Origin of the sequence: Micromonospora sp. NPDC000207, from assembly GCF_040300925.1 — a bacterium.
GTDB lineage: Bacteria > Actinomycetota > Actinomycetes > Mycobacteriales > Micromonosporaceae > Micromonospora.
Genome location: NZ_JBEPEQ010000084.1, coordinates 1 through 26811 on the forward strand (window position 1 = coordinate 1; position 26811 = coordinate 26811).

The 26811-nt window shown below is 71.4% G+C and carries 24 protein-coding genes, 1 tRNA gene and 1 pseudogene; 12 read left to right on the forward strand and 14 right to left on the reverse strand.

Annotated elements, in window-relative coordinates; genetic code table 11:
* Nucleotides 1-168 precede the first annotated feature (168 nt).
* Entirely contained in the window at nucleotides 169-747 is a 579-nt protein-coding gene (gene dcd, locus ABT336_RS19740) for a dCTP deaminase (protein ID WP_350898083.1), read from the reverse strand.
* A 111-nt stretch (nucleotides 748-858) separates the two neighbouring features.
* Here dcd and ABT336_RS19745 point away from each other — a divergent pair, with 111 nt between their 5' ends.
* Together ABT336_RS19745 and ABT336_RS19750 are read left to right on the forward strand one after the other, a co-directional pair.
* Nucleotides 859-1413, forward strand: coding sequence for a pyridoxamine 5'-phosphate oxidase family protein (locus ABT336_RS19745; RefSeq protein ID WP_350898084.1), 555 nt, complete (start codon nucleotides 859-861; stop codon nucleotides 1411-1413).
* 281 nt (nucleotides 1414-1694) lie between these two features.
* Nucleotides 1695-1768, forward strand: a tRNA-Gly gene (locus ABT336_RS19750).
* A 189-nt stretch (nucleotides 1769-1957) separates the two neighbouring features.
* On the opposite strand, the gene ABT336_RS19755 is transcribed toward ABT336_RS19750, so the two are convergent.
* On the reverse strand, nucleotides 1958-2317 hold the full coding sequence (locus tag ABT336_RS19755; RefSeq protein ID WP_350898085.1) for a nitroreductase/quinone reductase family protein: 360 nt from the start codon (nucleotides 2315-2317) through the stop codon (nucleotides 1958-1960).
* Nucleotides 2318-2445: 128 nt separating this feature from the next.
* On the opposite strand from ABT336_RS19755, the gene ABT336_RS19760 reads away from it, so the two are divergent.
* The gene (locus tag ABT336_RS19760; protein WP_350898086.1) at nucleotides 2446-3327 is read left to right on the forward strand and encodes an LLM class flavin-dependent oxidoreductase; all 882 of its coding nucleotides are present in this window, start codon (nucleotides 2446-2448) and stop codon (nucleotides 3325-3327) included.
* A gap of 83 nt (nucleotides 3328-3410) precedes the next feature.
* Here the strand turns inward: ABT336_RS19760 and ABT336_RS19765 are convergent, their stop codons facing one another.
* Complete coding sequence (locus tag ABT336_RS19765; RefSeq protein WP_350898087.1) at nucleotides 3411-3962, reverse strand: phosphoribosyltransferase family protein; 552 nt, start codon at nucleotides 3960-3962, stop codon at nucleotides 3411-3413.
* Between the two features lie 146 nt (nucleotides 3963-4108).
* On the opposite strand from ABT336_RS19765, the gene ABT336_RS19770 reads away from it, so the two are divergent.
* From ABT336_RS19770 to ABT336_RS19780, 3 genes are all read left to right on the forward strand, one after another.
* Nucleotides 4109-5236 carry a PP2C family protein-serine/threonine phosphatase gene (locus ABT336_RS19770; RefSeq protein ID WP_350898088.1) on the forward strand — a complete coding sequence of 376 codons (1128 nt, stop codon included), beginning with the start codon at nucleotides 4109-4111 and terminating at the stop codon, nucleotides 5234-5236.
* A gap of 130 nt (nucleotides 5237-5366) precedes the next feature.
* Nucleotides 5367-7223, forward strand: a complete 1857-nt coding sequence (locus tag ABT336_RS19775) for an acyl-CoA dehydrogenase (RefSeq protein ID WP_350898089.1) — start codon at nucleotides 5367-5369, stop codon at nucleotides 7221-7223.
* 325 nt (nucleotides 7224-7548) lie between these two features.
* Nucleotides 7549-7818: a DUF6458 family protein gene (locus tag ABT336_RS19780; protein WP_350898090.1), complete on the forward strand. Its 270-nt coding sequence runs from the start codon at nucleotides 7549-7551 to the stop codon at nucleotides 7816-7818.
* Between the two features lie 243 nt (nucleotides 7819-8061).
* Here ABT336_RS19780 and ABT336_RS19785 read toward each other — a convergent pair whose 3' ends face one another.
* Nucleotides 8062-8607, reverse strand: a complete 546-nt coding sequence (locus ABT336_RS19785; RefSeq protein WP_350898091.1) for a SixA phosphatase family protein — start codon at nucleotides 8605-8607, stop codon at nucleotides 8062-8064.
* 115 nt (nucleotides 8608-8722) lie between these two features.
* Between ABT336_RS19785 and ABT336_RS19790 the strand changes: the two genes are divergently transcribed.
* A complete protein-coding gene (locus ABT336_RS19790; protein ID WP_350898092.1) occupies nucleotides 8723-9010 on the forward strand; it encodes a DUF6458 family protein in 288 nt (95 codons plus the stop codon).
* Nucleotides 9011-9266: 256 nt separating this feature from the next.
* On the opposite strand, the gene trhA is transcribed toward ABT336_RS19790, so the two are convergent.
* Entirely contained in the window at nucleotides 9267-9944 is a 678-nt protein-coding gene (gene trhA / locus ABT336_RS19795; RefSeq protein WP_350898093.1) for a PAQR family membrane homeostasis protein TrhA, read from the reverse strand.
* Nucleotides 9945-10121: 177 nt separating this feature from the next.
* Between trhA and ABT336_RS19800 the strand changes: the two genes are divergently transcribed.
* From ABT336_RS19800 to ABT336_RS19810, 3 genes are read left to right on the forward strand one after another with little or no spacing between them, the layout of a single operon-like run.
* Nucleotides 10122-10742 (forward strand): 5-oxoprolinase subunit B family protein, encoded by a 621-nt coding sequence (locus ABT336_RS19800; RefSeq protein WP_350898094.1) that lies wholly within the window; start codon nucleotides 10122-10124, stop codon nucleotides 10740-10742.
* Nucleotides 10739-11611 carry a 5-oxoprolinase subunit C family protein gene (locus ABT336_RS19805; protein ID WP_350898095.1) on the forward strand — a complete coding sequence of 291 codons (873 nt, stop codon included), beginning with the start codon at nucleotides 10739-10741 and terminating at the stop codon, nucleotides 11609-11611. The genes ABT336_RS19800 and ABT336_RS19805 overlap by 4 nt, the downstream gene beginning before the upstream one ends.
* Nucleotides 11595-12344 carry a LamB/YcsF family protein gene (locus ABT336_RS19810; RefSeq protein WP_350898096.1) on the forward strand — a complete coding sequence of 250 codons (750 nt, stop codon included), beginning with the start codon at nucleotides 11595-11597 and terminating at the stop codon, nucleotides 12342-12344. The genes ABT336_RS19805 and ABT336_RS19810 overlap by 17 nt, the downstream gene beginning before the upstream one ends.
* A 705-nt stretch (nucleotides 12345-13049) precedes the next feature.
* Here the strand turns inward: ABT336_RS19810 and ABT336_RS19815 are convergent.
* The 3 genes from ABT336_RS19815 to ABT336_RS19825 form a co-directional block, all read right to left on the reverse strand.
* Complete coding sequence (locus tag ABT336_RS19815) at nucleotides 13050-14888, reverse strand: NHL domain-containing thioredoxin family protein (RefSeq protein WP_350898097.1); 1839 nt, start codon at nucleotides 14886-14888, stop codon at nucleotides 13050-13052.
* Nucleotides 14889-14996: 108 nt separating this feature from the next.
* On the reverse strand, nucleotides 14997-15248 hold the full coding sequence (locus tag ABT336_RS19820; protein WP_350898098.1) for a hypothetical protein: 252 nt from the start codon (nucleotides 15246-15248) through the stop codon (nucleotides 14997-14999).
* Nucleotides 15248-15550 (reverse strand): DivIVA domain-containing protein, encoded by a 303-nt coding sequence (locus ABT336_RS19825; protein WP_350898099.1) that lies wholly within the window; start codon nucleotides 15548-15550, stop codon nucleotides 15248-15250. The genes ABT336_RS19820 and ABT336_RS19825 overlap by 1 nt, the downstream gene beginning before the upstream one ends.
* Before the next feature lie 351 nt (nucleotides 15551-15901).
* Between ABT336_RS19825 and ABT336_RS19830 the strand changes: the two genes are divergently transcribed.
* Nucleotides 15902-16333: a GntR family transcriptional regulator gene (locus tag ABT336_RS19830; protein ID WP_350898100.1), complete on the forward strand. Its 432-nt coding sequence runs from the start codon at nucleotides 15902-15904 to the stop codon at nucleotides 16331-16333.
* Between the two features lie 20 nt (nucleotides 16334-16353).
* Here the strand turns inward: ABT336_RS19830 and ABT336_RS19835 are convergent, their stop codons facing one another.
* The 6 genes from ABT336_RS19835 to pdhA form a co-directional block, all read right to left on the reverse strand.
* The gene (locus ABT336_RS19835; RefSeq protein WP_350898101.1) at nucleotides 16354-17460 is read right to left on the reverse strand and encodes a hypothetical protein; all 1107 of its coding nucleotides are present in this window, start codon (nucleotides 17458-17460) and stop codon (nucleotides 16354-16356) included.
* Nucleotides 17461-18366: 906 nt separating this feature from the next.
* A complete protein-coding gene (locus ABT336_RS19840; RefSeq protein WP_350898102.1) occupies nucleotides 18367-21426 on the reverse strand; it encodes an LppU/SCO3897 family protein in 3060 nt (1019 codons plus the stop codon).
* A 346-nt stretch (nucleotides 21427-21772) separates the two neighbouring features.
* Complete coding sequence (locus ABT336_RS19845) at nucleotides 21773-21910, reverse strand: hypothetical protein (protein WP_350898103.1); 138 nt, start codon at nucleotides 21908-21910, stop codon at nucleotides 21773-21775.
* A 244-nt stretch (nucleotides 21911-22154) separates the two neighbouring features.
* Nucleotides 22155-23627: a dihydrolipoamide acetyltransferase family protein gene (locus ABT336_RS19850; RefSeq protein ID WP_350898104.1), complete on the reverse strand. Its 1473-nt coding sequence runs from the start codon at nucleotides 23625-23627 to the stop codon at nucleotides 22155-22157.
* Nucleotides 23624-24613 carry an alpha-ketoacid dehydrogenase subunit beta gene (locus tag ABT336_RS19855; protein WP_350898105.1) on the reverse strand — a complete coding sequence of 330 codons (990 nt, stop codon included), beginning with the start codon at nucleotides 24611-24613 and terminating at the stop codon, nucleotides 23624-23626. The genes ABT336_RS19850 and ABT336_RS19855 overlap by 4 nt, the downstream gene beginning before the upstream one ends.
* On the reverse strand, nucleotides 24613-25806 hold the full coding sequence (gene pdhA, locus ABT336_RS19860; protein WP_350898106.1) for a pyruvate dehydrogenase (acetyl-transferring) E1 component subunit alpha: 1194 nt from the start codon (nucleotides 25804-25806) through the stop codon (nucleotides 24613-24615). Before pdhA ends, ABT336_RS19855 begins: the two co-directional genes overlap by 1 nt.
* Nucleotides 25807-26273: 467 nt before the next feature.
* Between pdhA and ABT336_RS19865 the strand changes: the two are divergent.
* Nucleotides 26274-26811: pseudogene (locus ABT336_RS19865) on the forward strand (hypothetical protein); the annotation flags it as partial.

Consider the following 26811-nt stretch of genomic DNA (forward strand, 5'->3'; position numbering starts at 1 on the left):
GGTGCCCTGCGCGCCGCCCCCGCTGGTCCCGCGGGGGCGGCGCCGGGTCCTCCCCCGGCTGGTCCGTCCCGTGCCCGCCCACGTCCTCCCGACGGGGCGCTGTGGCCTTCGGCGGCTGCTGGTCGGTGCTGGCGGGCCGGTGCTGGCGGGCCGGGTGTCGGCCCTGGGTCAGCGGGTCGGCCAGGTGCGCCAGTGTTGCCAGGAGCGGCTCGGGGTCGGGCCGCGCTGCCCCTGGTAGCGGGAGCCGTAGACGGCCGACCCGTACGGGTGCTCCGAGGGGGACGAGAGCCGGAAGATGCAGAGCTGTCCGATCTTCATCCCCGGCCAGAGGGTGATCGGCAGGTTCGCCACGTTGGACAGTTCCAGCGTGACGTGACCCGAGAAGCCCGGGTCGATGAACCCGGCAGTCGAGTGGGTCAACAACCCCAGTCGGCCCAGGGAACTCTTCCCTTCGAGCCGACCGGCCAGCTGTTCGCCGAGGGTGATCACCTCAAGGGTGGAGGCGAGCACGAACTCCCCCGGGTGCAGCACGTACGGCTCGCCCTCGGGCACCTCGACCGGGGAGGTCAGGTCGTCCTGCTGGGCCGCCGGGTCGATGTGGGTGTACAGGTGGTTGTTGAAGACCCGGAAGAGCCTGTCGAGGCGTACGTCGATGCTCGAAGGTTGCACCAGGGAGGACTCGAAGGGCTCCAACGCGAGCGTGCCCGTCTTGATCTCGATCAGCAGGTCACGGTCGGAGAGAAGCATCCGGCAACCCTATCGAGCACGCTCCGAGGCCCCTGATCGGGTGCCGGTGATCGTGCCGGGTGACCAGCGTGTCGGGTCGATTCTCGTACAGGTGTTCGATAAGATGCAGTCATGGCTACCTGGTCCGACTTCGCCGCCGACGACCCCCGACTCGCCGACGGGATTCGCCTCCTCATGCAGCAGTACGGGCCGGGCTTCGGCTACCTGGCCACCGTCCGCGCCGACGGCGGGCCCCGGGTCCACCCGGTCTCCCCGGTCATCACCGACGAGGGGCTCTTCTGCTTCGTCATCGACTCCCCCAAACGCCGTGACCTCGAACGCGACGGCCGGTACGCCCTGCACTCCTTCCCCCCGGAGGAGAGCGACGACGAGGCGTACGTCGCCGGCCAGGCCAGCCCGGTCACCGACCGGGCCCGGATCTCCCGACTCGCCGACGTCGGCCGCGCCTCCCCCGACGCCGACTGGCGGCTGTTCGAGTTCACCATCGACGTCGCCATGCTCACCCGACGCGACCTGGGCGGCCTGGACATCCCCGGTGCGCCACCCCGACGCCCGGCGGTCCAGGTGTGGCTGGACCCACGCGCCAGCCACGGCACCCGGCCCGACTCCGCCACCACCCCGGACCCGTGGCCTCCCGCCCGCCGAGCCCACGTCACCGCCGCCTGAACCCTCGCCCTTCCACGTCACCGGCTCTCCGGCCGAGGACGCTCGCGTCGATCATGGGAGTCGGCGGCCCTACGGATCTTCCGACCAGCCGCCGACCCCCATGATCGACACGGGTACGGGTACGGGTACGGGTCGGCGAGTTGTGGGTCGGGGGTGGCGTGGTGCGGATCGGGGTGGCGAGTTGTGGGTCGGGGGTGGCGTGGTGCGGATCGGGGTGGCGAGTTGTGGGTCGGGGGTGGCGTGGTGCGGTCGTGACCGGTTCGGGTACAGTGGGGCGGCCTGCGGGTGTAGTTCAATGGCAGAACATCAGCTTCCCAAGCTGACAGTGCGGGTTCGATTCCCGTCACCCGCTCCACCACGAAAGCCCTGACCCGGATTTGCATCGGTCAGGGCTTTCGACGTTGCAGGGCTGGATAGGACGCGAGGCTCAGCCGGGTTCGGTCACATCGGCAGTGTGCGACGCGGTCGAGCGGCGGAGGGTCTTCGTCCAGCGGGCGGGGCTCCGCAGGTTTGTTTCGCCGGTGCGGGTCGGGGCCGGGCGGGGCTACTGGGCTGGCCCGGCCAGCAGCCAGCGGCGTACCGGCACCTCAAGCAGGACCCGGTCCTGCCCGGCGCGGACGTCCCAGTCGTACTTTGCGGCGAAGGCCGTCACGACCGGCTGCGGGAAGTCGCTGCGGTGCACCCGGGCGAGCCCTTCGGCGACGACCGGGGCGTCTCCGTCTTCGAGGGCCAGGGAGACGCGGGGGTCGGCGGTCACGTTGCGGATCTTGACGCTGCGCCCCTCGGACCCGATCCACCAGGTGCCGTCGGTGTGCACGAACCAGACCGGGGTGACGTGCGGGGAGCCGTCCGGACGCAGTGTGCAGAGCCAGACGTTGCGATCGTGGACCAGACGTGACGTCACGTCGGGAGGTGTCGGAGCGGCCTCGGTCATCGGCTCAGCCAAGCAGACGGGGTGTGAGAAGGGGAGCCTTCTCTACCGTAGGCGTTAACAAGGGCCCCTTCCTTCCGGCGGGTCGTAGGGTGGCGGGCATGCGGATCGGTGTGGTCATTCTTCCGGACCGGCGGTGGGCGCAGGCCGGGCCGCGGTGGCGGCAGGTCGAGGAGTGGGGGTTCGACCACGCCTGGACGTACGACCATCTGGGCTGGCGGGACCTTGTCGACGGCCCGTGGTTCGACGCGGTGCCGACGTTGACCGCCGCCGCGACGGTAACCTCGCGGATCCGGCTGGGGACGCTGGTGGCCTCGCCGAACTTCCGGCATCCGGTGGCCTTCGCCCGGCAGGTGACAGCCCTCGACGACATCTCCGCCGGGCGGCTGCTGCTCGGGGTGGGGGCTGGTGGGATCGGGTTCGACGCCACGGTCCTGGGTGGTGAGACCCTGCCGGCGCGGGCGCGGGTGGACCGGTTCACCGAGTTCACCGGGCTCCTCGACCGGGTGCTCCGCGAGGAGCGGACGACCTGGCGTGGTGAGTGGTACACGGCGGTGGACGCCCGTAACGACCCTGGGTGTGTGCAGCGGCCTCGGGTGCCCTTCGTGGTCGCCGCGAACGGTCCCCGGGCGATGCGGGTGGTGGCCCGGCACGGTCAGGGTTGGGTCACCACCGGTTCGGAGGCCGACGACCTGGCCGGCTGGTGGCGGAGCGTGGCGGAACTGGGCGAGCGCCTGAACCTGGTGGTGGAGGGGGAGGGCCGCGACCCGGCGACCCTCGACAGGTACCTCCTGCTCGATTCGGCCCCGGTCTTCTCGCTGAGCAGCGCCGACTTCTTCGCCGACCAGGTGGGCCGGGCGGCCGCGTTGGGTTTCACCGACGTGGTGACCCACTGGCCGCGCGAGTCGAGTTGGTACGCCGGAGACGAGGCGGTCCTGGTGGACGTGGCGACCCGACTCCTGCCGCAACTGCGTACGGCCTGACCCGTCCCGGGTCGGTCGCCGGCCCGCCGAGGATGTGAGAAGGGAACCCTTCTCTACCTCAGGCGTTAATAGGGGGCCCTTCCTTACACCAGGTCGGAGGGGTGGAGGAGGGCTGTTACCTGGAGGTCGTCCGGTGCGTCGGCGACCACTGCGGCGGTGCCGACCACTGTGGCCCGCCGGGCGGCGCAGATCTCGGCGACGGCGCGCAGCTGCGCCCCGGTGGCCACCCAGTCGTCGACCACCAGGACCCGGTCGCCGGGGTGTAGGTGGTCGTCCCGGATGCCCAGTTCGACACGGCGTCCCCGGAAGTCGGGTGGGCCGGTCGCCCAGGTGACCCGGCCGGGGCGGGCCCGGGTGTCGTCCCGCTTGTGGGCGGGGGTGAACCCGACGCCGAGGGCGGTCGCGGCGAGGGGGCCGACGATCAGGCCGGTCACGGCGGGGGCGACGACGACGGTGGGCCGGGCGGTCCGGAACGGGGCGACCAGGGCGGGGCCGAGGGCGGAAAGGATCTGCGGGTCACGCCACCACCCGGAGACGTCGCTGACCAGGTGGGTGCTGGTCGGGCCGGGGTCGACCCAGCGGAACCCGTCCACCAGCCGGGCGACCAGGTCGCTGTGGGGTGACGGATCGGCCATCGGCCTCCCCCCAGGTGTGGACCGGGCGATCGGAGGTGCCGGTCTCGCTCTGCCGGGTCCGCGATCGGATCGGCCGTACGGTCCGGGCGGTCAGAACCTGCTCGGTCGACGGGCCAGGTTCATTCACCCGCTCACGAGTATCAGGCATGCTGTCCCTCGTACGTACCCACACCTCGCAGTCGGGCCGTGGCCCGCTGAGCCCCGGATCCCGCGCCGGTCTCGGCGCGGCCCTCGTTCTGCTCTCGTTCGTCTGTCTGCTGGAGCTGACCGACGGCCGTGAAGTCGGGTACGTGCCGTTGATGGCAGTGGCGCCGCTGCTCACCGCGATGACGGGTTCGTGGCGGATGGTGGTCGGTGTCGGTGCCGCCGCGAGTCTGGCCGGTACGGTCTTCGCCCTCGCCGAGCCGACGACGTCGGTGGTCACCGCGACGGGGGTGGCCGGTGTCGCCCTGGCGAGTGCAGCCGGTGCGGGGTGGGCGGCGATCCGGCAGCGACAGGCCGACCAGTTGGCCGAACTCTCCAAACTGGCGCACGTCGCCCAGCAGGCGGTGCTGCGTCCGCTCGGCCCGCAGGTGGGTGCCCTGGCCGTGTCGGGCCGGTACATCTCCTCGACGGCGACCGCCGAGATCGGCGGCGACCTGTACGAGGCGATCGACACCCCGTACGGCGTACGGATGATCATCGGTGACGTCCGGGGCAAGGGGTTGGACGCGGTCCGGCTGGCCAGCATCGTGCTGGGCTCCTACCGGCACGTGGCGTACGAGCGGGCCGACCTGCGGGCGATAGTGGCGGACCTGGACCGGGCGGTGGCCCGGAACGTGGGGGACGAGGACTTCGTCACCGCAGCCCTGGTCGAGGAGCGGGGTGGGACCCTCACCATCGTCAACTGTGGGCATCCTCCGCCGCTGCTGCTGCGCCGGGGGGCGGTGATCTCGCTGGAGCCACCGGCGACCGCGCCGCCGTTGGGGTTCATGCCGACGGTGCAGCCCCGGGTGGAGCGTCTCGAACCGGGGGATCGGCTGCTGTTGTTCACCGACGGGCTCGGGGAGGCGCGTCGGGACGGGGAGTTCTTCCCGACTGTGGACCGGGCCTGGCGGCTGCTCGGCCACGGGACCGTCGCCGACGGGTTGGCCTCCCTGGAGACCGCCCTCGTCGAGTGGGTGCACGGTCAGCTCGACGACGACATCGCCCTGGTCCTGATGGAGTACGCCGGTTCGCGTACCGGTGCGGCGTTGACGGTCCCGAGTTGGGAGGTCGGCGCGACCGAGGGGTGACCGGTATCACACTCGACTGCGGCCTTTGGGTCGAGGTCCCGCAGGCTTACGGGTTGTCGCTGCCTACCCGCGAGTAATACAGTCGGGGTTACTGATCGGTAACACCTGTCCGGAAGCGGGGCCAGCGACCATGACCCACTACAAGAGCAACCTCCGGGACCTCCAGTTCAACCTGTTCGAGGTCTTCGGGGCGGATCAGGCGTTCGGCCAGGAGCCGTACTCGGAGCTGGACGTCGACACCGCGCGCAGCTTCCTCACCGAGGTCGACCGCCTCGCCCGGGAGGACCTCGCCGCCAGCTACACGGATTCCGACCGCAATCCACCGGTCTTCGACCCGGCCACCCACACCGCGCCCCTGCCGGAGTCGTTCAAGAAGTCGTACCAGGCCTTCATGGACTCCGAGTTCTGGCGCCTGGACCTCCCGCCCGAGATGGACGGCACCCCCGCCCCGCGTACCCTCTGGTGGTCGCTCGCCGAGCTGGTCCTCGGCTCGAACGCCCCGGTCTGGATGTACGCCTCCGGCCCCTCCTTCGCCCACGTCCTGCACGTCGAGGGCACCGAGGAGCAGCAGCGGTGGGCCAAGTTCTTCATCGACAGGCAGTGGGGCTCCACGATGGTGCTCACCGAGCCGGACGCCGGCTCGGACGTCGGCGCCGGCCGCGCCCGCGCCATCCCCCAGCCCGACGGCTCCTGGCACATCGAGGGCGTCAAGCGCTTCATCACCTCGGGTGAGCACGACCTGAGCGAGAACATCGTGCACTACGTCCTGGCCCGCCCGGTCGGGGTGGAAGGCGTCGGCGGCCCCGGCACCAAGGGGCTGTCGCTCTTCGTGGTCCCCAAGTTCCACTTCGACTCCGAGACCGGTGAGCTGGGCGAACGCAACGGGGTCTACGCCACGAACGTCGAGCACAAGATGGGCCTGAAGGTCTCCAACACCTGCGAGATGACCTTCGGCGAGCACGGCGTACCGGCCAAGGGATGGCTGCTCGGCGACCGGCACGACGGCATCCGGCAGATGTTCATGATCATCGAGTACGCCCGGATGATGGTCGGCACCAAGGCCATCGCCACCCTCTCCACCGGCTACCTCAACGCCCTTGAGTACGCCAGGAACCGGGTGCAGGGCGCCGACCTGACCCGGCAGTCCGACAAGACCGCCCCCCGGGTCACCATCACCCACCACCCGGACGTCCGCCGTTCGCTGATGCTCCAGAAGTCGTACGCCGAAGGTCTTCGGGCGTTGGTCTGCTACACCGCCTCCTGGCAGGACCGGGTGGCCATCGGCGAGGCGACCGGGGACGAGCCGGCCGTCGCCCTGGCCAAGCGGGTGAACGACCTGCTCCTGCCCCTGGTCAAGGGGGTCGGTTCGGAGCGGGCGTACGAAATCCTCGGCCACGAGTCGTTGCAGACCTTCGGCGGCTCCGGTTTCCTCCAGGACTACCCCCTGGAGCAGTACGTCCGAGACGCCAAAATCGACACCCTGTACGAGGGCACCACCGCCATCCAGAGCCTCGACCTGGTCTTCCGCAAGATCGTGCGGGACAACGGCAAGGCCCTGATGACAGTCGCCGGGGAGATCCAGGAGTTCATCGCCGCAGAGGGCGGAAACGGTCAGCTCAAGCAGGAGCGACAGGCCCTCGGCAAGGCGCTCACCGAACTCCAGAGCATCCTCGGCCTCCTCACCGGCTGGCTGGGCGAGGCCCAGGCCGGTGACGAGCGCGCCCTCTACAAGGTCGGCCTGAGCAGCCGCCGGTTCCTCCTGGCCCTCGGTGACGTGATCGTCGGCTGGCTGCTCCAGCGTCAGGCCGACGTCGCCCTCAAGGCGCTGGCCGGTGAGGTCACCCCCTCCGACCAGGCGTTCTACACCGGGAAGGTGGCCGCTGCGAAGTTCTTCGCCCGCGAGATCCTCCCCCGGGTCGGTGCCGACCGGCGCACAGTGGAAGCCTGCGACCTCGACCTGATGGACCTCCCCGAAGACTCCTTCTAACCCCACCCGCCCCCACCTCCGCACGCGACATCGCGCACTTCCGCACGACATCGCGCACTTCCGCACGACATCGCGCACTTCCGCACGATGTCGCGCGTGGCCTTCGTGATCAAGGGGTTTGCGTCATTTCGGCGGTCGCTGGTGACGCAAACCCCTTGATCACGCCTGAGGGGCGGGGCGGTGGGGGAGGGGGCGGTGGGGGTGGGGTGGGGGTGGGGTGGGGGGTTGGGGGTGGGGTGGGGGGTTGGGGGTGGGTGGGGTGGGTAAGCGGGGCGGGTCGTTCGGGCGCAGTTCGGAGGTCACCGCACGGGGGAGTGCAGCAGACATGGGAGTTGGCAGCGGAATCTTCCTGATCGCCATCGGCGCGATCCTCACCTTCGCCGTACGGGCGAACGTGTGGTGGGTCGACCTGCGCGCGGTTGGCTGGGTCTTCATTCTGGCCGGACTCTCCGTGCTGCTCACCACGCTCTGGTTCTGGCAGGACCGGCGCAAGCGGGCCCGAACACTGATCGTCGAGGAGAACCGGCTGTCGCATCCCACCGCGATGATGCCGCCCCCACCCGACCCGCCACCCCCGACCGCCCCACCTTCCTGACCAGGCAGGATCAGCGTCCACGCTCACCCACCGGCCGGGCGTCAGGCCAGGTCAGCTGTGCGTCGGGCGTTCCCGGTCGAAGATCACGCGCTGGACCACGGGCCGGGCGTCCCGCCAGGTTCGCCCGCTCGCCTGTGGGCGGTCTCGTCCAGGGCTCAGCGGCTCGGCCACGACGTCCCGCCCACGCCGACCTGGTGGGCCCAGCGGCTCGGCCACGAACCGTTCGTCCGGCATGGCCTGCGCTCATCTGGGGCGTGAACGTTCCACCAGGGTCGCGTCGCCGGGTGACAGGTCAGCCCAGGCTCCCCGGGTACGGTGCACCGCCAGCTCGGCGGTGGACAGGCCGTCGCCGAGTGGCCGGGTCGGGTCGAGGAGCCCGCTCAGCAGCGAGACGCCCGGGTTGTGCGCCACCAGCAGCACCGTCGACGCCTCCGCCGGCACCGACCTGATCAGCGTGAGCAGGGTACCGGGCGAAGCTTCGTAGATGTCCGGTTCGTGGCGTACGTCAGGGGCCGAGTCTGCCGGGTCGCCCTGTGGCGAGTTGCCGGAGCCTGAGCCGAGTCCGTCGGCAACCCCGGCCCAGGTCTGGCGGGTACGCAGCGCCGGCGAGCAGAGCACAATGTCGGGCCGGAGCCCGTACCGGTCGAGCCAGGTGCCGACCGCGACGGCGGCGGTTCGCCCCCGTGCGGCCAACGGTCGGTCCACGTCGAGGATCCTCTCTCCGGGAGTCTCGGCCTTCGCGTGTCGCAGCAGCACCAGCGTGCGGTCCCGTCCCCTGTCGTCCGTCATGGGGTCAGCTTGCCTGATTGGTGATCAGTGTGCCGGGGTATGTCGATGGGTGCCGCACCCTCACCCGTGGCCGCGGCGAAAGGCAACGCCAGCTGGACGCCAAGGAGGCGACAAGATGGGCATCGGTGGCAGTATCTTCCTCATCGCGCTCGGCGCGATCTTCGCGTTCGCCGTGGAGGCCAACCTCGGGTGGCTCAACCTGAGCGTCGTCGGCTACGTGCTGATGCTCGCCGGGGTGGCCGGGCTGATCACCACCCTCTACTTCTGGAACACCCGCCGTCGTACCGTGGTCGCCGCGCCGGCCACCCAGGACCGGGTCGTCGCCGAGCGGACCGTTCCCGTCCGGGACGACCGCGTGGTCCAGGAGTACCGCGAGGTCCGTCGTCCCGGCCACACCGTCTGACCCCCGACCGACTGACCCCCGACCGACTGACCCCCGACCGACAGCGAAGGGCTCTGCGCTCCCGAGGGAGGGCAGAGCCCTTCATGCGTACGCGGTGCCGTCCCGCCGAAGACGCGCTGCCCGTCCCGCCGCCGCGCTGCCCGTCCCGCCGAAGACGCGCTGCCCGTCCCGCCGCCGCGCTGCCCGTCCCGCCGCCGCGCTGCCCGTCCCGCCGCCGCGGTGCCGTCCCGCCGAAGACGGGAAGCCGCCTTCAGGGTCAGGCGAAGATGGCGAAGTAGATGGCGATGTGGTGGCAGATCGCCGCTACCAGCGTGCAGGCGTGGAAGAACTCGTGGTGGCCGAAGACGGCGGGCCACGGGTTCGGCTTGCGGAGGGCGTAGAAGACCGCCCCCACGCTGTAGATCGCTCCGCCGACGACCAGCAGGACCAGCGCGGTGACCCCGCCGACGTGCAGAATCTCCGGCACCATCGCCACCGAGACCCACCCGAGGGCCAGGTAGAGCGGGGCGGAGACCCAGCGGGGGGCGTGCGGCCAGACCACCTTGATCGCCACGCCGCCCAGCGCCCCACCCCAGACCAGGCTGAGCATGGCTGCCGCCGGTCGGGGGGCCAGGAGCATCGTGCAGAACGGGGTGTACGTCCCGGCGATGAACAGGAAGATCATCGAGTGGTCCATCCGGCGCATGATCTGGTAGCCCCGGGGTGACCACACCCGCCGGTGGTACAGCGCGCTGGTGCCGAACAGACCGCACACGGTGAGGCTGTAGACGAGACAGCTGATCAGGGGAGCCCAGCCGGGACGGAAGGCCGCGATCGAGCAGAGCACGACTCCGCAGACGAGGGCGACGAAGAACGCGTAGGTGTGCAGCCAGCCGCGCATCCGGGGCTTGCCGATGTCGACCGGCTTCAGACGAAGCGGAGCGGAGGTGGTCACGCCTAGAGGTTACGACACCGTAGGTTACCTACAGGTAGTGGTTCCGGTCACGGATCCGCCGCCGTCGGTACCGTACCCGGCCCGGTCGATCGCCGTTCTCGCGTACCCCCTTTTCGGCACCGACGGCGTTCCGGGCAGGGGCGCCCCGACCCTGAGGGCGGCTGGCAGGATGACGGGATGCGGATACGGTCCGTCGGTGAGCACGCGTTGCTGTTCGACTGCGCCGACCCGGAACAGGTCGAGGCGGTCCGGGCCGAACTGTGGCGACGTCGGGAGACCGGCGAGGTGACCGCCACCGAGATCGTCCCCGGTGTCCGGACCGTCCTCCTCGACGGGGTGCCCGATCCCGCACTGACAGCCGCCCTCCTCGTCGACTGGAACCCCGCCGAGACGGGTGCGGGACCGTCGGCGGCCGACACCGCCGAGGTTCTGGTGCCCACTGTGTACGACGGGCCGGACCTGGCCGCCGTCGCCGAGCACTGGGGCACCGACGTGCCCGAGGTGGTACGCCGCCTCACCGACCTCCGGTTCCGGGTGGCCTTCTGCGGCTTCGCACCCGGGTTCGCGTACCTGAGCGGTCTCCCGCAGGAGTGGTCGGTGCCCCGGCTGGCCAGCCCGCGTACCCGGGTGCCGGTCGGTTCGGTGGCGTTGGCCGGACGGTACGCCGGGATCTACCCCACCGAGTCGCCCGGCGGGTGGCAGCTCGTCGGCCGGACCGACATGCAGCTGTTCGATGTGGACGCCGACCCGCCCGCCCGCCTCACCCCCGGCACCCGGGTCCGCCTGGTGCAGAGATGACAAGTGACCTGACCGCCGCCACTGTCGAGGTGCTCCGGGCCGGGGCGTCCACCACGGTGCAGGACCTCGGCCGTCAGGGGTGGGCGCACCTCGGGGTGCCCCGGTCGGGGGCGCTGGACCCGGCGGCCCTGCGGCTGGCGAACCGGCTCGTCGGCAACCCGGAATCCGCTGCCGGGCTGGAGACCACGCTGACCGGGTGCGACCTCCGACTGGAGCGGGCCGGGACGATAGCGGTCACCGGGGCGGCGGCACCGGTGAGGGTCGGGGACCGACCCGCCGACGTGGGACGCCCCGTCGCCGTACCGGCGGGGGTGCCGGTACGGATCGGACCGGCCCTGCGCGGGGTACGCAGCTACGTGGCGGTCGCCGGGGGTGTAGCAGTCGAACCGGTGCTCGGCAGCCGCTCCACCGACCTGCTCTCCGGGCTCGGCCCGGCCGTCCTGCGCGACGGCGACCGCCTGCCACTGGGGACCCCGGTCGGGCTCCCCGCCGGGGTGGACTACACGGTCGACGGGGTCGTCCCGACCGCGCTACGGCTCACCCTGACCCTCGGCCCCCGGGACGACTGGTTCACCCCCGAGGCCGTGCACCTGCTGCTCGACACCCCGTACGCGATCAGCCCGGACAGCAACCGGGTCGGGGCCCGGCTGACCGGTCGGGCGCTGCCCCGCGCGGTGGCCGGGGAACTGCCAAGCGAAGGGCTGGTGCTCGGGGCGGTGCAGGTGCCGGCGAACGGCCAACCGTTGATCTTCCTGGCTGACCATCCGACCACCGGCGGGTACCCGGTCATCGGGGTGGTCACCGACGTGACCCCGCTCGCCCAGGCGCGGCCTGGGACTACGGTGACGTTCCATGGACCTCAACGCTGATCTCGGTGAAGGCTTCGGCATCTGGCAGCTCGGCGACGACGAGGCGCTGCTCGACGTCGTGACCTCCGCCAACGTGGCCTGCGGCTTCCACGCCGGTGACCCGTCGACGATGCGCCGGGTCTGCGAAGCCGCCGCCGAACGCGGGGTCGCCGTCGGAGCCCAGGTCGGATACCGCGACCTGGCGGGGTTCGGCCGCCGACACATCGCCTACGACTACGCGGAGCTGCGCGACGAGGTGACGTACCAGCTCGCGGCGCTGGACGGGTTCTGTCGGCTGTTCCGGACCAGGGTGCGTTACCTCAAACCGCACGGGGCGCTCTACCATGCGGCGGCGACCGACGAGACCCAGGCGTCGGCGGTGGTGGCGGCGGTCAGCGACGTCGACGCCGAACTGCCTGTGCTCTGCTCCCCCGGGTCGTTGCTGGCCCAACTCGCCGTCGGGGCCGGACTCCGGGTGGTCGCCGAGGGCTTCGCCGACCGGGGCTACCTGCCCACCGGTCGGCTCACCCCGCGCAACGCCCCCGGTGCCCTGCTCACCGACCCCGACGAGATCGCCGCCCAGGCGGTACGGATGGCCACCGAGCAGACTGTGGTCGCCGTCGACGGCACCGTCGTCTCCTGCCCCGTCGAGTCGATCTGCCTGCACGGCGACACCCCCGGCGCTGTCGAGTCCGCGAAACGGGTCCGGTCCGCCCTCACCGACGCGGGCGTCACCGTCACCCCGTTCGCGTAGGTCCGCCCACACCGGTGAACCGAGGCCCGCCGGGCCCCGTCATCAGTTCGTACCGTCGCCCACGAGGGAGTACGAGGATGGCACCGTACATCTACGGGGAGGAGCAGGACGAATCGTCCCGCTCCGGACCGTCCCGTCGTGGGGATCCGAACACCGGGGGCCGGAACCGTCGCGAGGAACCGCTGACCCCCGAACAGTGGCGGGTGCTCGCGGACCACGTCGAGCGAGCCTGGGACGACCCCTTCCGGGCGATGGTGTTGCGGAACTCGGAGCACGTCATACATGCGGCCGACGTGCCTCCGATTTCCACGGGGGTGGTGCTCCGTACTGCCGAACGGGAGGGCCTTCCCAGAGACTGTCCCCCCGACGTCAGACCGACGCTCGACGGATTCCTGTACCGACTACCGACTCTGCTCGACGGAGAGGCCGGTGAGATGTCACGTTTCTCGACAACCTCGGTGAGCGGCCTCGTCGTCGACGAGACGGCGTCCGCTGCGCGAATGCGCAGCCGAGCAGGGCCACCCGAGGGTTTCGAGTTCCGCCCCTCGACCCGGGTCGAGCGGTCGGAGGGTTCACCGGCACGCCGCCCCGACCCCCAAGGACGGCGAACCCCGCCGGGTCGGCACCGCAACGGCCACCGTCCCTGATCAGAGAGCCCCACCGTCCCTGACGGACAAGGCCCGCGACGCCCTCCGGTGATCCGACTCAGGTGTCCAGGCCCCGCAGGACCAACGGGATCCGGGCGGGCGCACCGTCGACCACCCGGACCGGGACCCCCCAGTCCTGCCGGGTCAGGTGACAGGCAGCGTGCTCCACGTCCGCGTCACAGGTCGCCGCCTGGGCCACCACCTGGAGGACCCCCTCGGTGACCTCCGGGTTCACCACCAACTGCCGGGACAGGTCGGTGGTGGTGCCCGCCCCGGAGAGCAGCAGCTCCGGCGGGGACGCGGAGACCACCAGCCGGGTCGACGGCCCGTACGTGTCGTCGAGCTTCTGCCCCGGGGCGGGAGTGAAGACGACGTCCAGTGTCACCTTCCCGGCGGGCAGGTCGGTGGGGCGGCGCTCGGCCCGGTGCCGGGGACCGGCCACCGTGTTCGCCCCGGTGGCGGTGAGGGCCCCCGGGGCGAGCCGGGTCAGTCGATGCGCCGCCGACTCCACGGTGAGGACCGACCCGTCCCCGGTCAGCACCACGTCGCTCGGCTCGGCCAGCCCGTCGGTCACCGTCGCGACCAGGCCGGTCGCCGGGTCGAACCGGCGAACAGCACCGTTGTACGTGTCGGCCACCAGCACGGAGCCGTCCGGCAGTGCACACACCCCGAGCGGGTGCTGCATCAACGCCTGCCCGGCCGGGCCGTCCACGTGGCCGAAGTCGAACAGGCCCTGACCGACGGCGGTGCCCATGACGCCGTTCTCGACGTAGCGCAGCGCACTCGTCTCGCTGTCGGCGATCCACAGGCGGACCCCGTCGGCGGAGACGGAGAGCCCGGACGGCTGGGCCATCCACACGTCCGGCAGGGGACCGTCCCGCAACGCCTCGACTGTCGTCCCGGCGTACGTCCCGGCGGTCCGCTTGATCGGATCGAACCACCAGAGCTGGTGGATCCCGGCCATTGCCACCACGATCCGGTCGTCGTACCAGGCCAGGTCCCACGGGGAGGAGAGGTCGACGGCGAGCGCGTCGTGAGGGTGGTCGTCCACAGTCGAGCGCCACTGCCGTCCCGTACCCGCCACCGTCGTGACCTCACCGGTGGCCAGCCGTACGCCGCGCAGCAGATGGTTGACGGTGTCCGCGACGACAAGGTCGTACCCGGCCACCTCGGCGACGTGCGGGGGGAGCAGGCACAACCCCTGCGGCTCGGAGAAGGTGGCCGACTCCGCCGGCCCGTCGACCCGCCCCCGGTCCCCGGTGCCGAACCGGCGGACCAGGGTCTCCCCGTCCGGCTCCAACTCGACAAGCGAGTGCCGGGCCGAGTCCGAGACCAGCAGGTTCCCGTCCGGCAGCGGCACCGCCTTCCCGGGGAACCGCAGCATCGTCGCCTCCTCGGCGGGCGGCACGTACGGTCCGTCGCCCCGGTGCAGGGTGCCCTTGGCCTCGTGGACCGAGATCAGCTCGTCGACCAGCCGGGCCAGCCCTTCGGCGTGTCCCTCCCCGGCCATCGTGGCCACCACGTACCCCTCCGGGTCGACCACGGCCAGCGTCGGCCAGGCGCGGGCCGCGTACTGCTGCCACATGTCCAGCTCGGGGTCGTCGAGGACCGGGTGGTGCACCCCGTACCGCTCGACCGCCGCCGCGAGGGCCTCCGGGTCCTTCTCGTGCTCGAACTTCGGCGAGTGCACGCCGATCACCACGAGGACGTCGGCGTACTTCTCCTCCAACGGCCGCAGCTCGTCGAGCACGTGCAGGCAGTTGATGCAGCAGAAGGTCCAGAAGTCCAGAATCGAGATGCGCCCACGCAGGTCGGCAAGGGTGAGATCCCGTCCGCCGGTGTTCAACCACCGACGGCCCCTGAGCTCGGGCGCACGGACGCGGGGCGAGGTAACCATGCGACCAACCCTGCCACGCCCCTGCTCACCCCGCCCGACGCCCCCGGCGACAGGTTCGCCGGATCACCCGCAACGCTGACCCGAACGCAGCACGTGTCCTTGCTTCCGTCACGCCGGCACCTGCCGGATGCAGGGTCCGTCGTGGTCGGCCCGGAGCCCGCACCGTCTGCCGCTCGCCAGCCGGGCGTCACAGAACACCCGATGGCGTACGCCCTGCGCGTCCTCGTACGACACGGTGATCTCGGCCGGGTCGGTCTGGGCGAGCACGGCCGCCCACCGGGCCACCACCCGGGCCAGCCGTACCGCACCGGGCAGGTCGGCGGCGACCACCGGCAGGTGGATCACGAACCGGTCGGACATCAGGACACCCGCTGGTCGAATTCACGGCGGGCGTACTCGGACTGCCAGGTCCGCAGCGCGTCCCGGAACCGTCCGGTCTCCTCCCGCCCCTGGTCCAGCCGGTCGTAGCGAACCGTCAGGTCGTCGGCGACCTGACGAAGGAACTCGTGTACGTCGCCGGGGTCCAGCCCACGCCGGAACCACCCCACGGTGCGGAACCGTCGCCACCGGACCTGCCACGGCCGCACCGGCAGATATCCCGACCGGTACACCCCGGGGGCTGCGGGCGGGTTCGACCACCATCCGCTGCGCCTGCGTCCCATTGTGTTCCGCCTCTCCGTCACACTCCGTACCGGTTTGTGGAAGGGGTGGTCCGCCCACCCGCCGCGCATGGACGGACCACCCCGGCCCTGTCACCGCAGCCCAGGGCAGCAGTACGCCAACAGGACCAACCTCAGCGACGGCAACGGCACACCGGTCGACGGCATCGGCACGCAGGGCAGCACGAACCCTCAGTAGGCGGTATCGGCACGCCGGGTCGGCACGAACCCTCAGTAGCCGGGACCGCTTTCCGTGTTCCTGTCACCACTCGCTGCACCCACCCTAGACTTGTAGGCATAGGGCCGCAAGGGCCACATAGCTATATAGCCAACTCTGCTTGTGGGGATGGGGGCATGAGGCTTGATATCGTGTCCATCGATCCTCGCTCACACACGCCGGTCTACGTGCAGCTCGCCGAACTGCTTCGCAGGCGAGTCGAGTCGGGAGACCTTCAGCCGGGCTCGCTCCTGCCGAGTGAGTCCCATCTCAGCCAGGAGTACGGGATCGGTCGGGATGCCGTCCGTGCAGCCATCGCCCTCCTCCGCTCCGAAGGCGTCATGACCACCACCAAAGGGCGTGGCACGTGGGTTCGGGAGGCGCCGCGACGTACCGACATCGAACTTGCACCGGGTGGGTCAACCGTCGCCCGGATGCCGTCGAGTCGGGAGCGGCGCGAGATGGATCTCGACGAGGGCGTACCAGTGCTGGAGATCCACGGCCCGGACGGCGACGTGCAGATTCGTCCCGCCGACCAGACCCGAGTCACCCGCCCGCAGTCGGACTGACGCCATCGCATGACGAGGGGTCACCGCCGACCCGAAGGCCCTCCAGGTTGCGACCCCACGTGGTACCCGTGGATGGTGTCGCCCCAGCCGCCGACGTTGCCGTACGGGCTCGGACGGAGTGGCTGGTCGCTGGTCGCCGGTGCCGTCGCGTGAAGGGGTGCCCATGGCAGGCCGGAGGCCGCAGCCTGCGCGGTCATGAACGGGTTCGGTACGCCGACTGGGCCGGGGGCCGCCTGTCGAGACTGCCCAGGCCCCCCACCCTCGTGGAAGGCGGGTGGCGACACCATGTTCGTGGACGCGTCGCCGGGTGCGACAGGAATTCCGGTCGCGAAGGGAATCGGACTGGATTCAGCCAGGAATCGTTCGACTTCCTCCGTGGTGATCTGCCAGTCGGATGACGAGTTGTTCGGCGAGGGCGGCGGCTTCCTGGCGGCTGACCTGCCATACCCGAGGACACCTTCTTCGACGTAGGTTTCGATGAGTTTCCTGATCTCAGATGGGCAACTCTTCGGGAGGCTGCCTCGTCGGTGTTCGGCCAACACCTGGCTGAGATTGATTTCCCCACCGTTGACCGAAACTTTGCGCGACGGCGCGAGACCCCGACGGCGTTCGGCATGGAGGTTCAGGGCATCCCGGACGCTTCCCCAATCCTGGGTGCCTCTGCCCTGCCGGCCGAAGACCCCCTCCCTCTGATACGACTCGATGAGGTCACGAAGATCCGCAGGTATACCAACTGGATAGCCATGCCGGCGAAAATCGGACAGTGCCTGGCTGAGATTGACGTCGCCACCGTCCACCTGAACCTTCTTCGAGGGCTTACACCCTCGGCGATGCTCGGCGTGAAACTCGACCGCTGCACGAATGCCTTCCCAGTTCCGCCCGTCCCGCTGCGGCGCCCCGAACACCCCGGCACTCTGCAACGACTCGATGAGTTCACGGACATCCCGGGGCATGTGATTCGGAAACCCGTCGTTGCGGAACTGGGAGAGGGCGGCACTCAGGTCGACCTCTGCACCGTTCACCTGGACTCTCGTCGACGGTGTACAGCCGCAGCGCTGTTCGGCGTGCAGTTTGGCGGCCGCGCCAATGTTCGCCCAATCCTGTTCGCTCCTCATCGGCATGGCCACTTGACGAATTGGCGTACGGCACGGTTCAACCGGTAGGGCGAACTCCGAGGGTGACTTCTGCCACGCCGACCCCGAAGGTCGGTGCCACCGTTCGCGCCCCTGATCATTCCGAGGTGTACGGCAGTCCGCTCAGGGTCGCTGACCCTGATGGGACTGCTGCCGAGGGTTGACCCCGTCGAACCCCGGGGGCGGGGCAGGCTGGGACTGTCGTGGGGACGGGTTGCTGCCCTGGATCCTCATGGCCGCGAACGGTTCGGTTCGTGCCGTCGAGGACGGCGATCCCGGGCTGGCTGTCCGACTGTTCTGTTGGTGTAACTCCGCGATCCTGTCTTCGACGTACCTGTGCAACTCGTCAGTCCAGGATCCGAACTGCTCGACCGCGATGCTCATGACGCTGTTGTGGCCCAGTACGTGAGGCAGTCGGGGGTCGGGTCTCCGTGTGGACGCCGCGAGCCTCTTCCTCGCGTAGTCGGTGGCACCGAAGTTCTCGCCCATCGCATCGAGGGTCGCCAGCACCGCCGGATCGTTGGCGAGGGCGAGCTGATCGGATCGCGGGAGCAACGCCAACGCCTGCCGGGTTCGGTCGGGGAGGCAACTGGCGAGAAAATCGAGGTCCTGCGAGCTGCTGCCCGTCGGTGGCTCGTGTTCCTGAGGCACTCTGCCCCCTCTGCGGTCGATCGACTCGTGTGATCACACTACGGGAAGCTGCGGTCACCGGTTCAACGGTCCGCGCCGTGCGGCGCGCCAGCACGGCGCGGAGCTGCACGTCGAGGCGTACACCCAGAAGTGGTTCTTGGACAGTTGCTGTCAGGAGCTGACAGCAACTGTCCAAGATCTGGGGGGACGGGGAGAGACGTCGGCGGGGGCTGCGGTGTTGCACCGCAGCCCCCGCCGTTGGACGTCGCGTTACGCGGCCGGCTTCAGACAGAGCACCTTGTTGGGTACGTTGCTGCGGAGCACGACGTGCGGCTGACCGGGGTCCTCGCACTTGCTCTGGTTGTCGACCTTGGAGACGACGGTGAAGGCACCCTCGTCGCCGCAGTCGGCCTCCAGCGCGCCCTCACCTGACTGCTTGACGCAGGAGTTGACCGCCGGGTCGAAGGCGGCCGGGTCGTCCCCGCCGCCGATCTTGCCCAGCAACAGCAACAGACCCAGCGGTACGGCGAGGATCAGGACCGCCGCGACCAGGACCGCTGCCAGTACGCGACCGTTGCGGACCTTCGGCGGCGGTGCCTCGGTCTTCGACTCGTCGGCCTCGGGCTTGAACGAGTCGAAGCGCCCCTGGTCCCCTTCGTTGCCGGACGCGGCACCCGGCCAACCCGGGCCGGACTGCTGCCCCCCGGGCGGGTACGGCGGCGGGAACCCGCCCGGCCCCGAATCGTTGCCCGGTGCGAAACCCGGTCCGGGGTTCTGCACCGCAGTGCCCCCGACCACCGGGGACTGCGAGCCACCGAAGGAGTCGTTGTGCGGCGCAGGGGCGTCGTGCGGGCGTACCCCGTTCATGGGGCGGGTGGTGTTGCTCGGCTCGCCGAACGCCGGCGGCGCGGCCGGCGGGAAGGCCGGCGGGGCGGACGTGGGGCCGCTCTGCTCGCCGAAGCCCTGCGGGTGGCCGGGGTTGCGGTCCTGGCCGTCGAAGCGGGGCTCCGATCCGGGGCCTGCCCCGAACCGGTCGCCTCCCGGGCCGAAGCCACCGGCCCCCTGACCGAACCCACCGGCACCGTGCTCGAACCGTTCCGTCCCGTGGTCGAACCGGTCCGGTCCCTTGTCGAACGAGCCGGGCCCCTTGTCGAACGAGCCAGGCCGCTGGTCGAACCCGCCGCCGGGACCCTTGTCGAACGAGTCGGGTCCCTGGTCGAACTGGTTGGGGGCGCGGCCGTACGGCTCCGGGCCCCTGTCGTTCTGCTCCGGACCTGGGCCGAACCGGTCGTCGCCCTGGTCGGGGCGGTCCGAGGCGGGCGGGTAACCCTGGTCGAACCCGCCGGGGTTCTGGTCGAACCGGCCCGGTGCCTGCTCGAAGGAGCCGGGACGCTGGTCGAACCCGCCGGGGCCCTGGTCGAACCCGCCGGGGTTCTGGTCGAACCGGCCCGGTGCCTGCTCGAAGGAGCCAGGACGCTGGTCGAACGAGCCGGGACGCTGGTCGAACGAGCCGGGGCCCTGGTCGAACCCGCCAGTGTTCTGGTCGAACTGCGGCTGTTCGGCGGGGTAGCCGGCGTCCGGGGCGTTCGGCTCGTCGGCCTCGGGTCGGGCTGGGCGACCGTAGACCCGGGGTTGGGGCGCTGGTGAACCGCCGGGCGGCAGGGCCTGGTCGGTCGGGGCGACCCGGCTGGCCGTCGGCACCGAGGCGCTGGCCGAGACGGCACCCTGAGCGAGCTCCGCCCCCTCCGCCGAGGGTACGACGACGCGTCCGGCACCCCCCTCCGGTGCGGTACGCGGAGCCGGGACCATCGGCCCGGCGGGCGACTGCGGCTGGTCGTGTCCGGAGTCGGCGGGGGACCAGCCGCCGCCGGAGCCGAACGACTGGGGTCCGGCGTTGCCCTGGTCGAAGGGCTGCGGTCCGCCGAACGGGGTGGGCGGGGCGTAGTCGGCCGGTGGTGCGGCGGCCAGGCTCGCGCCGGGGACCCGCTGTTCCTGACCCGGGGGGAGGGGAATCGCGTTCCCCGCCGAGATCCCGGGACCGGGAGCGGGCTGGTAGGCGGGGGGCTCCTCGGAGCGGTCAGCTGCCCAGTCCGGGGTTTCCGGAGCCCGATCGGGTGCGGCCTCGCTGCGACCCCATGCCTCGTTGGGGTCCCACGGCTCGGCCTCCGGGATCGCCGGGCGGTCGGCACCCGCCCACTGGGGCTGGTTCTCGGCACCGCCACCGTTCCACGCGGGGGCCTCACCGGCCGGACCGGAGGCGTTACCGGCCGTCGGTCCGGGCGCGGCACCCGGGACCGAGGCGGCACCGGGCGCCTGGGCATTCCCGGCACCCGGGGCGTGGCCGGGCACCGAGGCGCTGCCCCGGCTGGGCGGGGGTGCGCCGGGCGTCCACGCGGCGGGCTCCGGACGATCGTCCGCGTTGGACGGTGCGGGCCAGCCGCCGGGCTGTCCGGCCTCGGGCGACGGCCACTGGTCGGCCTGCGGCCGGTCGTTCTGTGCAGGGGCGGGGGCTCCGGCCCAGGCGTTCGGGTCGGCCTGCTCGTCGCGGGGCTGCGACTCCCAGCCGCCCGGGGCCTGGTTCGGCGGCGGCCCCCAGGCCGGGGGCGCCGAGCCCTCCTGCGCCGGAGGGCTCCAGCCGCCGGGTCGGGCCTGGTCACCGCCGGTGCCGGGACCCCAGCCGCCGGGTCCGGCCGGGTCGGCGGCGGGCGTACCCGCACCGGGTGCCCATCCGCCTGCGGCGGGGACGGCGTCGTTGCCGGGGCTGTTCGGGGTCCACCCGCCGGAGTGGGCGGAGTCGTCCGATGGGGAGTTGGCCGGGGGATTCCAGCCGCCGGGGGCCGGGCTGTCCGATGGGGACCAGTTGTCGTGGGCGGGTGCGGGTTGCTGCGGCACGGATGCGGCACCCCGGGCACCAGGCTGCGGGTGCTGCTGTGCCCAGTCCGGGGCCGACTGTCCGGCGGGCGCCCAGGCGGGCTGGCCCGGCTCGCCCTGCGGCGGGGCCGCAGCGGCGGCGCGACCGGGGCCGCCCGGCTCGGCCTGACTCGCGGCCCAGGCGGGCTGCGGCTGACCGGGGCCGCCCCAGGGGGCCGGCTCGCCCTGTGCCGCCCAGTTGGCGGTCGGGGGCTGCTCGTTGTGAGGCGCCCAGCCGGATGCCGTGGGCTGGTTCGGGCGCGCGGCTGGCGGCGGGGGTGCCCAGCCGAGGTCGGGGGCGTTTCCGTAGCTGTTGTCGTGCTGTTGCGCTGGCCGGTCGCCGTACGGCGCCGGTCCGCCGGCGCCCGGCGACACCTCGTCCGGCTCCCGGCCGGGGTGGTGCGAGCCCTCGGACGTCATCGGTGCGCCTCCTCATTCATGTCGGCCGCCGGCATCAGTCGAGTCTCGTCTGCTTGGCTGCCGGCGTCGCCAGCTGTCCCGGCCGTACGGACTTCCCGCACCCTAACCGGTGGCCGCCCGTGGCAGCCTGGGAGCATCGGGCCATCACTCCCCGTTGCCGGGCCGTTTCGAGGGGCTTCTATCGACTCGATCCGGCTCGTCGCCCGTCGTGGCGACCGAGAACCACCGTACCGGGCGGCGCAGCGGTGTGGAATGCCGGTGCCAGAGGCACGAACGTCGAAGACCCGCCTGATGGTTCAGGCGGGTCTGTCGCTCTGCCGGAGGTGGCGCGAGAGGGGCGTCGGCGTCAGCCGCCGTGACGCTGGGCGATCGCGAGGATCTCGTTGCGCACCGAGGGCGAGTTCACGCTGCGCAGCGCGTGCTCGATGGCACGGGCGCGGCGGTTGGCGTCGCGGCGGTCACGGATTCGCTTGATCATGCTCATGGGTCTCTCTCCTCCTGGCTATTCGGTTGTCGTCCCGTCGTTGGCTCTATTCAAGCGCGGAGAACTGGTTGATCGCCATTGATTATTAGGTGAGCTGAGACACCTGCCTAAGGATCGTAGGTTAGCCACCGTTAAGGCCGAAGATTGTGGTGGCGGCCACAGTGCTCCCGGTGCTGACACGGACACGGCCGGTGCGCTCCGGGGACAACCCGGGCACACCGGCCGTGGCGGTGGGACGAAACGGTCAGGTCCAGGCCAGCAGGGCCGCCTCCGGGTCGGTGAGGAACTCGCCCACGTCCCGCAGGAACTTCGACCCCAGCTCACCGTCGATGATCCGGTGGTCGAAGGAGAGGGCGAGGGTGGTCACCTGGCGCGGCTTCACCTTCCCCCGGTGCACCCACGGCATCGGGCGTACCGAACCGAAGGCGAGGATCGCCGACTCCCCGGGCGGCAGGATCGGCGTACCGGTGTCCACCCCGAACACCCCGACGTTGGTGATGGTCAGGGTGCCACCGCTCATCTCGGCCGGGGAGGTCCGTCCGGCCTTCGCCGTCTGCACCAATCCGGTCAACTCGTCGGCCAGCTCCCGCAGACTGAACCGCCCGGCGTCCTTGATGTTCGGCACGATCAGGCCCCGGTCGGTGGCCGCCGCGATCCCCAGGTTGACGTAGTCCTTGACCACGATCTCGTCGCCGGCCCAGGTCGAGTTGACGAGCGGGTGCCGCCGGACGGCGAGCAGCACCGCCTTCGCGACCAGCAGCAACGGCGACACCCGGACCTCACGCCACTCCCGCCGACCGCGAAGCCGGTCCAGCGCCTTCATCGACCGGGTCACGTCGACGGTGAGGAACTCCGTCACGTGGGGGGCGGTGAACGCCGACCGGACCATGTTCTCGGCGGTGAGTCTGCGTACCCCCTTGACCGGGATGCGCTGCTCACGGTCCGCACCGAGGCTCGCCCCCGGAGCCTCCGCCGACGGCTCGGCGGCCGTGGTGGTCGCCGTCGCCGCCTGCCGTACGTCGACACGGGTGATCGAGCCCAGTGGACCGGAGCCGGTCAGCCCGGCCAGGTCGACGCCGAGATCCCGGGCGAGCTTGCGTACCGGCGGCTTGGCCAGCACCACCCCACCGACGTGACGGCCGTTGCCGTGCACCGACGTGGAGGGCGTCGGCGCGGCCGGAGAGACGGGCGTGACCCGGGCGGCGGGCACCGCCGGAACCGCCGGAGCCGGGGCGGCGGCCGGAACGGCCGGAGCTGCTGTCGTCGCCGGGGTCGGGGCGGCGGCCTTGCGGGGGCGGCGGGTGGCAGCGGTGGTCCGGGGGCCGTAGCCCACCAGGACCGCAGTCCGTCCACCCGGGGCGGGGCCACCGATCAGGCCCGGTTCCACAGCACCCTCACTCGGGGCCACCTCGACCGCCGCCGCCGACGGGGTCGCTGTGGGCTCCTCGACCGGCCCGGCGTCCGGGTCGGTGTCGATGGCGATGATCGGGGCGCCGACCTCGACGGTCGTGCCCTCCGCGGGGAAGATCGACTGCACCCGGCCGGCCCACTTCGCCGGAATCTCCACGGCCGCCTTGGCCGTCTCCACCTCGACGATCGGCTGGTTCAGCTCGATGACGTCGCCGACCTTGACCAACCAGGCGAGGATCTCTCCCTCGGTCAGTCCTTCACCCAGGTCGGGCAGGTTGAACTCCTTGATCCGGGACACGTCGCTCACCAGCCGAAGGTGCGGTCGACCGCGTCGAGCACCCGGTCGAGGTCGGGAAGGTACTCCTCCTCCACCCGGGCCGCCGGGTAGGGGGTATCGAAACCGGTCACCCGCAGCACCGGGGACTCCAACGAGTAGAAGCACTCCTCGGTGATCCGGGCCGCGACCTCCGCCCCCAGGCCCAGGTTGCCCGGGGCCTCGTGCACCACCACTGCCCGGCCGGTCCGCCGGACCGACTCGTACACGGCGGTCAGGTCCAGGGGGGAGAGGGTGCGCAGGTCGACGACCTCCAACTCCCTGCCGTCCTCGGCGGCGGCGGTCGCCGCGTCCAGACAGGTCCGGACCATCGGCCCGTACGCCAGCACTGTCGCGTCGGTGCCGGGCCGGACCACCCGGGCGGCGTGCAGCGGGTCCGCCTGCGACAGCGGGGCGTCCAGGTCGACCTGCCCCTTCTCCCAGTACCGTCGCTTCGGTTCGAGGAAGACGATCGGGTCGTCCGAGGCGATCGCCTGCTGGATCATCACGTACGCGTCCTGCGGGTTGGCGCAGGTCACCACCTTCAGTCCGGCGGTGTGCGCGAAGTACGCCTCCGGGGACTCGGAGTGGTGCTCCACCGCCCCGATCCCACCGCCGTACGGGATCCGGATGACCATCGGGATGTTCAGCTTGCCCCGCGAGCGGTAGTGCATCTTCGCCACCTGGGACACGATCTGGTCGTACGCCGGGTAGACGAAACCGTCGAACTGGATCTCGCAGACCGGCCGGTACCCCCGGACGGCCAGGCCGACGGCGGTGCCGATGATGCCGGACTCGGCCAGCGGGGTGTCGATCACCCGCTGGTCGCCGAAGTCCTTCTGCAACCCGTCGGTGATCCGGAAGACCCCGCCGAGCTTGCCGACGTCCTCGCCCATGATGACGACCTTCGGGTCGTGTTCCAGGGCGCGACGCAGACCGGTGTTGAGTGCCTTGCCGAGGGTGAGCGTCTCAGTGGCCATCAGTGTGCACTCCCCTCGAACGACTCCAGGTACTTCGTGAACTGCGCCCGCTGCGCGTCGAGTTCGGGCGAGCCGTTGGGGTAGACGTGGTCGAACATGGTCACCGGCTCCGGGTCCGGCATGGCGAGCACCCGTTCGCGCAGGTGCACGGCCTCGGTCCGGGCCTGCTCGTCGACCTCGGCGAAGAACGACTCGTCGGCGAGCTGCTGCCGGTCCAGGAACGCCCTCATCCGGGCGATCGGGTCCTTGGCCTGCCAGGCCTCGACCTCGCTGGCGATCCGGTACCGCGTCGGGTCGTCGGAGGTGGTGTGCGCCCCCATCCGGTACGTGTACGCCTCGATGAGGCTGGGACCCTGGCCGAGCCGGGCGTTGTCCAGCGCGTGTCGGGTGACCGCGTACGTGGCGAGGACGTCGTTGCCGTCCACCCGTACACCGGGGAAGCCGAATCCGGCCGCCCGCTGGTAGAGCGGGACCCGGGTCTGCCGCTCCAGGGGCTCGGAGATGGCGTACTGGTTGTTCTGGCAGAAGAAGACCAGCGGGGCGTTGAAGACGCTGGACCAGACGAACGCCTCGTTGACGTCGCCCTGGCTGGTGGCACCGTCGCCGAAGTAGGCGATGACCGCCTCGCCGTCGTCGGAGCCGGTCTTGCCGTCCATGGTGACGCCCATGGCGTACCCGGTCGCGTGCAGGGTCTGCGCCCCGATGACGATCGTGTACATGTTGAACTTGAACTCGTTGGGGTCCCAGCCGCCCTGGTCGACGCCGCGGAACAGGCCCAGCGGCATGATCGGGTCGATTCCCCGGCAGTAGAGCACCCCGTGCTCGCGGTAGGTCGGGAAGGCCATGTCCTGCGTACGCAGGGCCCGTCCGGAGCCGACCTGGGCCGCCTCCTGACCCAGCAGGCTCGCCCACAGGCCCAGCTCACCCTGGCGTTGCAGGGCGGTCGCCTCGGCGTCCAGCTTGCGGACGAGGACGAGGTCGCGGTAGAGGCCGCGGTACTCGTCGTCGGTGAAGTCGACGCGGTATTCGGTGCCGTCCGGGCCGGTGACGGCGTCGATCCGCTCGCCCTCGGGGGTGAGCAGCTGCACCAGGTCGGTCTGGGCGGGGGTGGACTTCTTCGTACCGCCGCCCCTGCGGGACCGTGGTGCGGCGCGGGTGCTGCGGGTGGTGACCCCGGGGTCGCCCTTTGCCATGCGTCTCTCCCCTGTCTCGTCTGCGTCGGCTGCGGGGGGTCACCCGGCCGCGCAACTCGTGTCGCCGGTCCAGCTGCTGCCGGGGGCGGTCCTGGCCGCCGCGCCTGGCCCGGGTGGGGTTGCCGCGCGACGTGAGTCGGGCTCGGATTGCCGAACCCGGCTCGGGGGCGCCGGCGTCGAGTCGTGCCCGCCGCGCGGTGCGCGGAGGTCGCGGCTGCGTCGCCGTCGTGTCCATATTCGCAGAAAGCGTGAGCCGGCCCACAGTACGTCCGTCTACAGACTCATCTACCGGCACCTTTACGACATTTGCCAGGCTTGTCAGGTGGTCGATGGAAGATCCGCGTGTCGACACGCGGTAGGGGGCTGGTCAACTCAGCGTCACTCGTGGAGGCTGATTGATGCCGAATGGCGGCAATACGAGCAATCTTCCGGTTTGGTGACGGGACCGGAGAGAAGAGGAGAATCCGGTGTCCGTACGGGGTGGGAGATCCGGAGCCTCGCCGGGCGGCGGTCGACGTCCGGACGGCTACCGACGGGTGGTGGGGGCGCACCGGGCACCCGGCACCCCCGGCCCCAGCCGGGGGTACCTGCTCACCGTCGCCCTGCTCGCCGGAACCGCCTCGATGCCGCTGCTCGCCGCGATCAGCACCGGATCGGCGACGGTCGGCAGCACCGCCCTCCCGGAGAGCGCCCCGCCCTTCCTCCCGCCCCCGTCGGCCGGGCCGGTGGTGATCCCGATGCCGGTGGCCAGTCAACCCGCGCCCACCACGGCCCGCCCCGAGACCTCCCCGACCAGCCCCGATCCACAGTCGCCGTCGGCGGCCGGCACCCCGCTCGTGCCGCTCCCGCCCACCGGTGACGCGGACGTCGCCGACCGGCCCGCCCCGAACCCCGGGGCACTGCCGGCCCCCACGCCCCCCACGCGGACCCCCGGCCCCCCGCGCGGACGGGCGCCCCCGGCGGCAGCGGGCGCCGGCCCCGGCCCCCGGCCGGGGGCCGCCACCC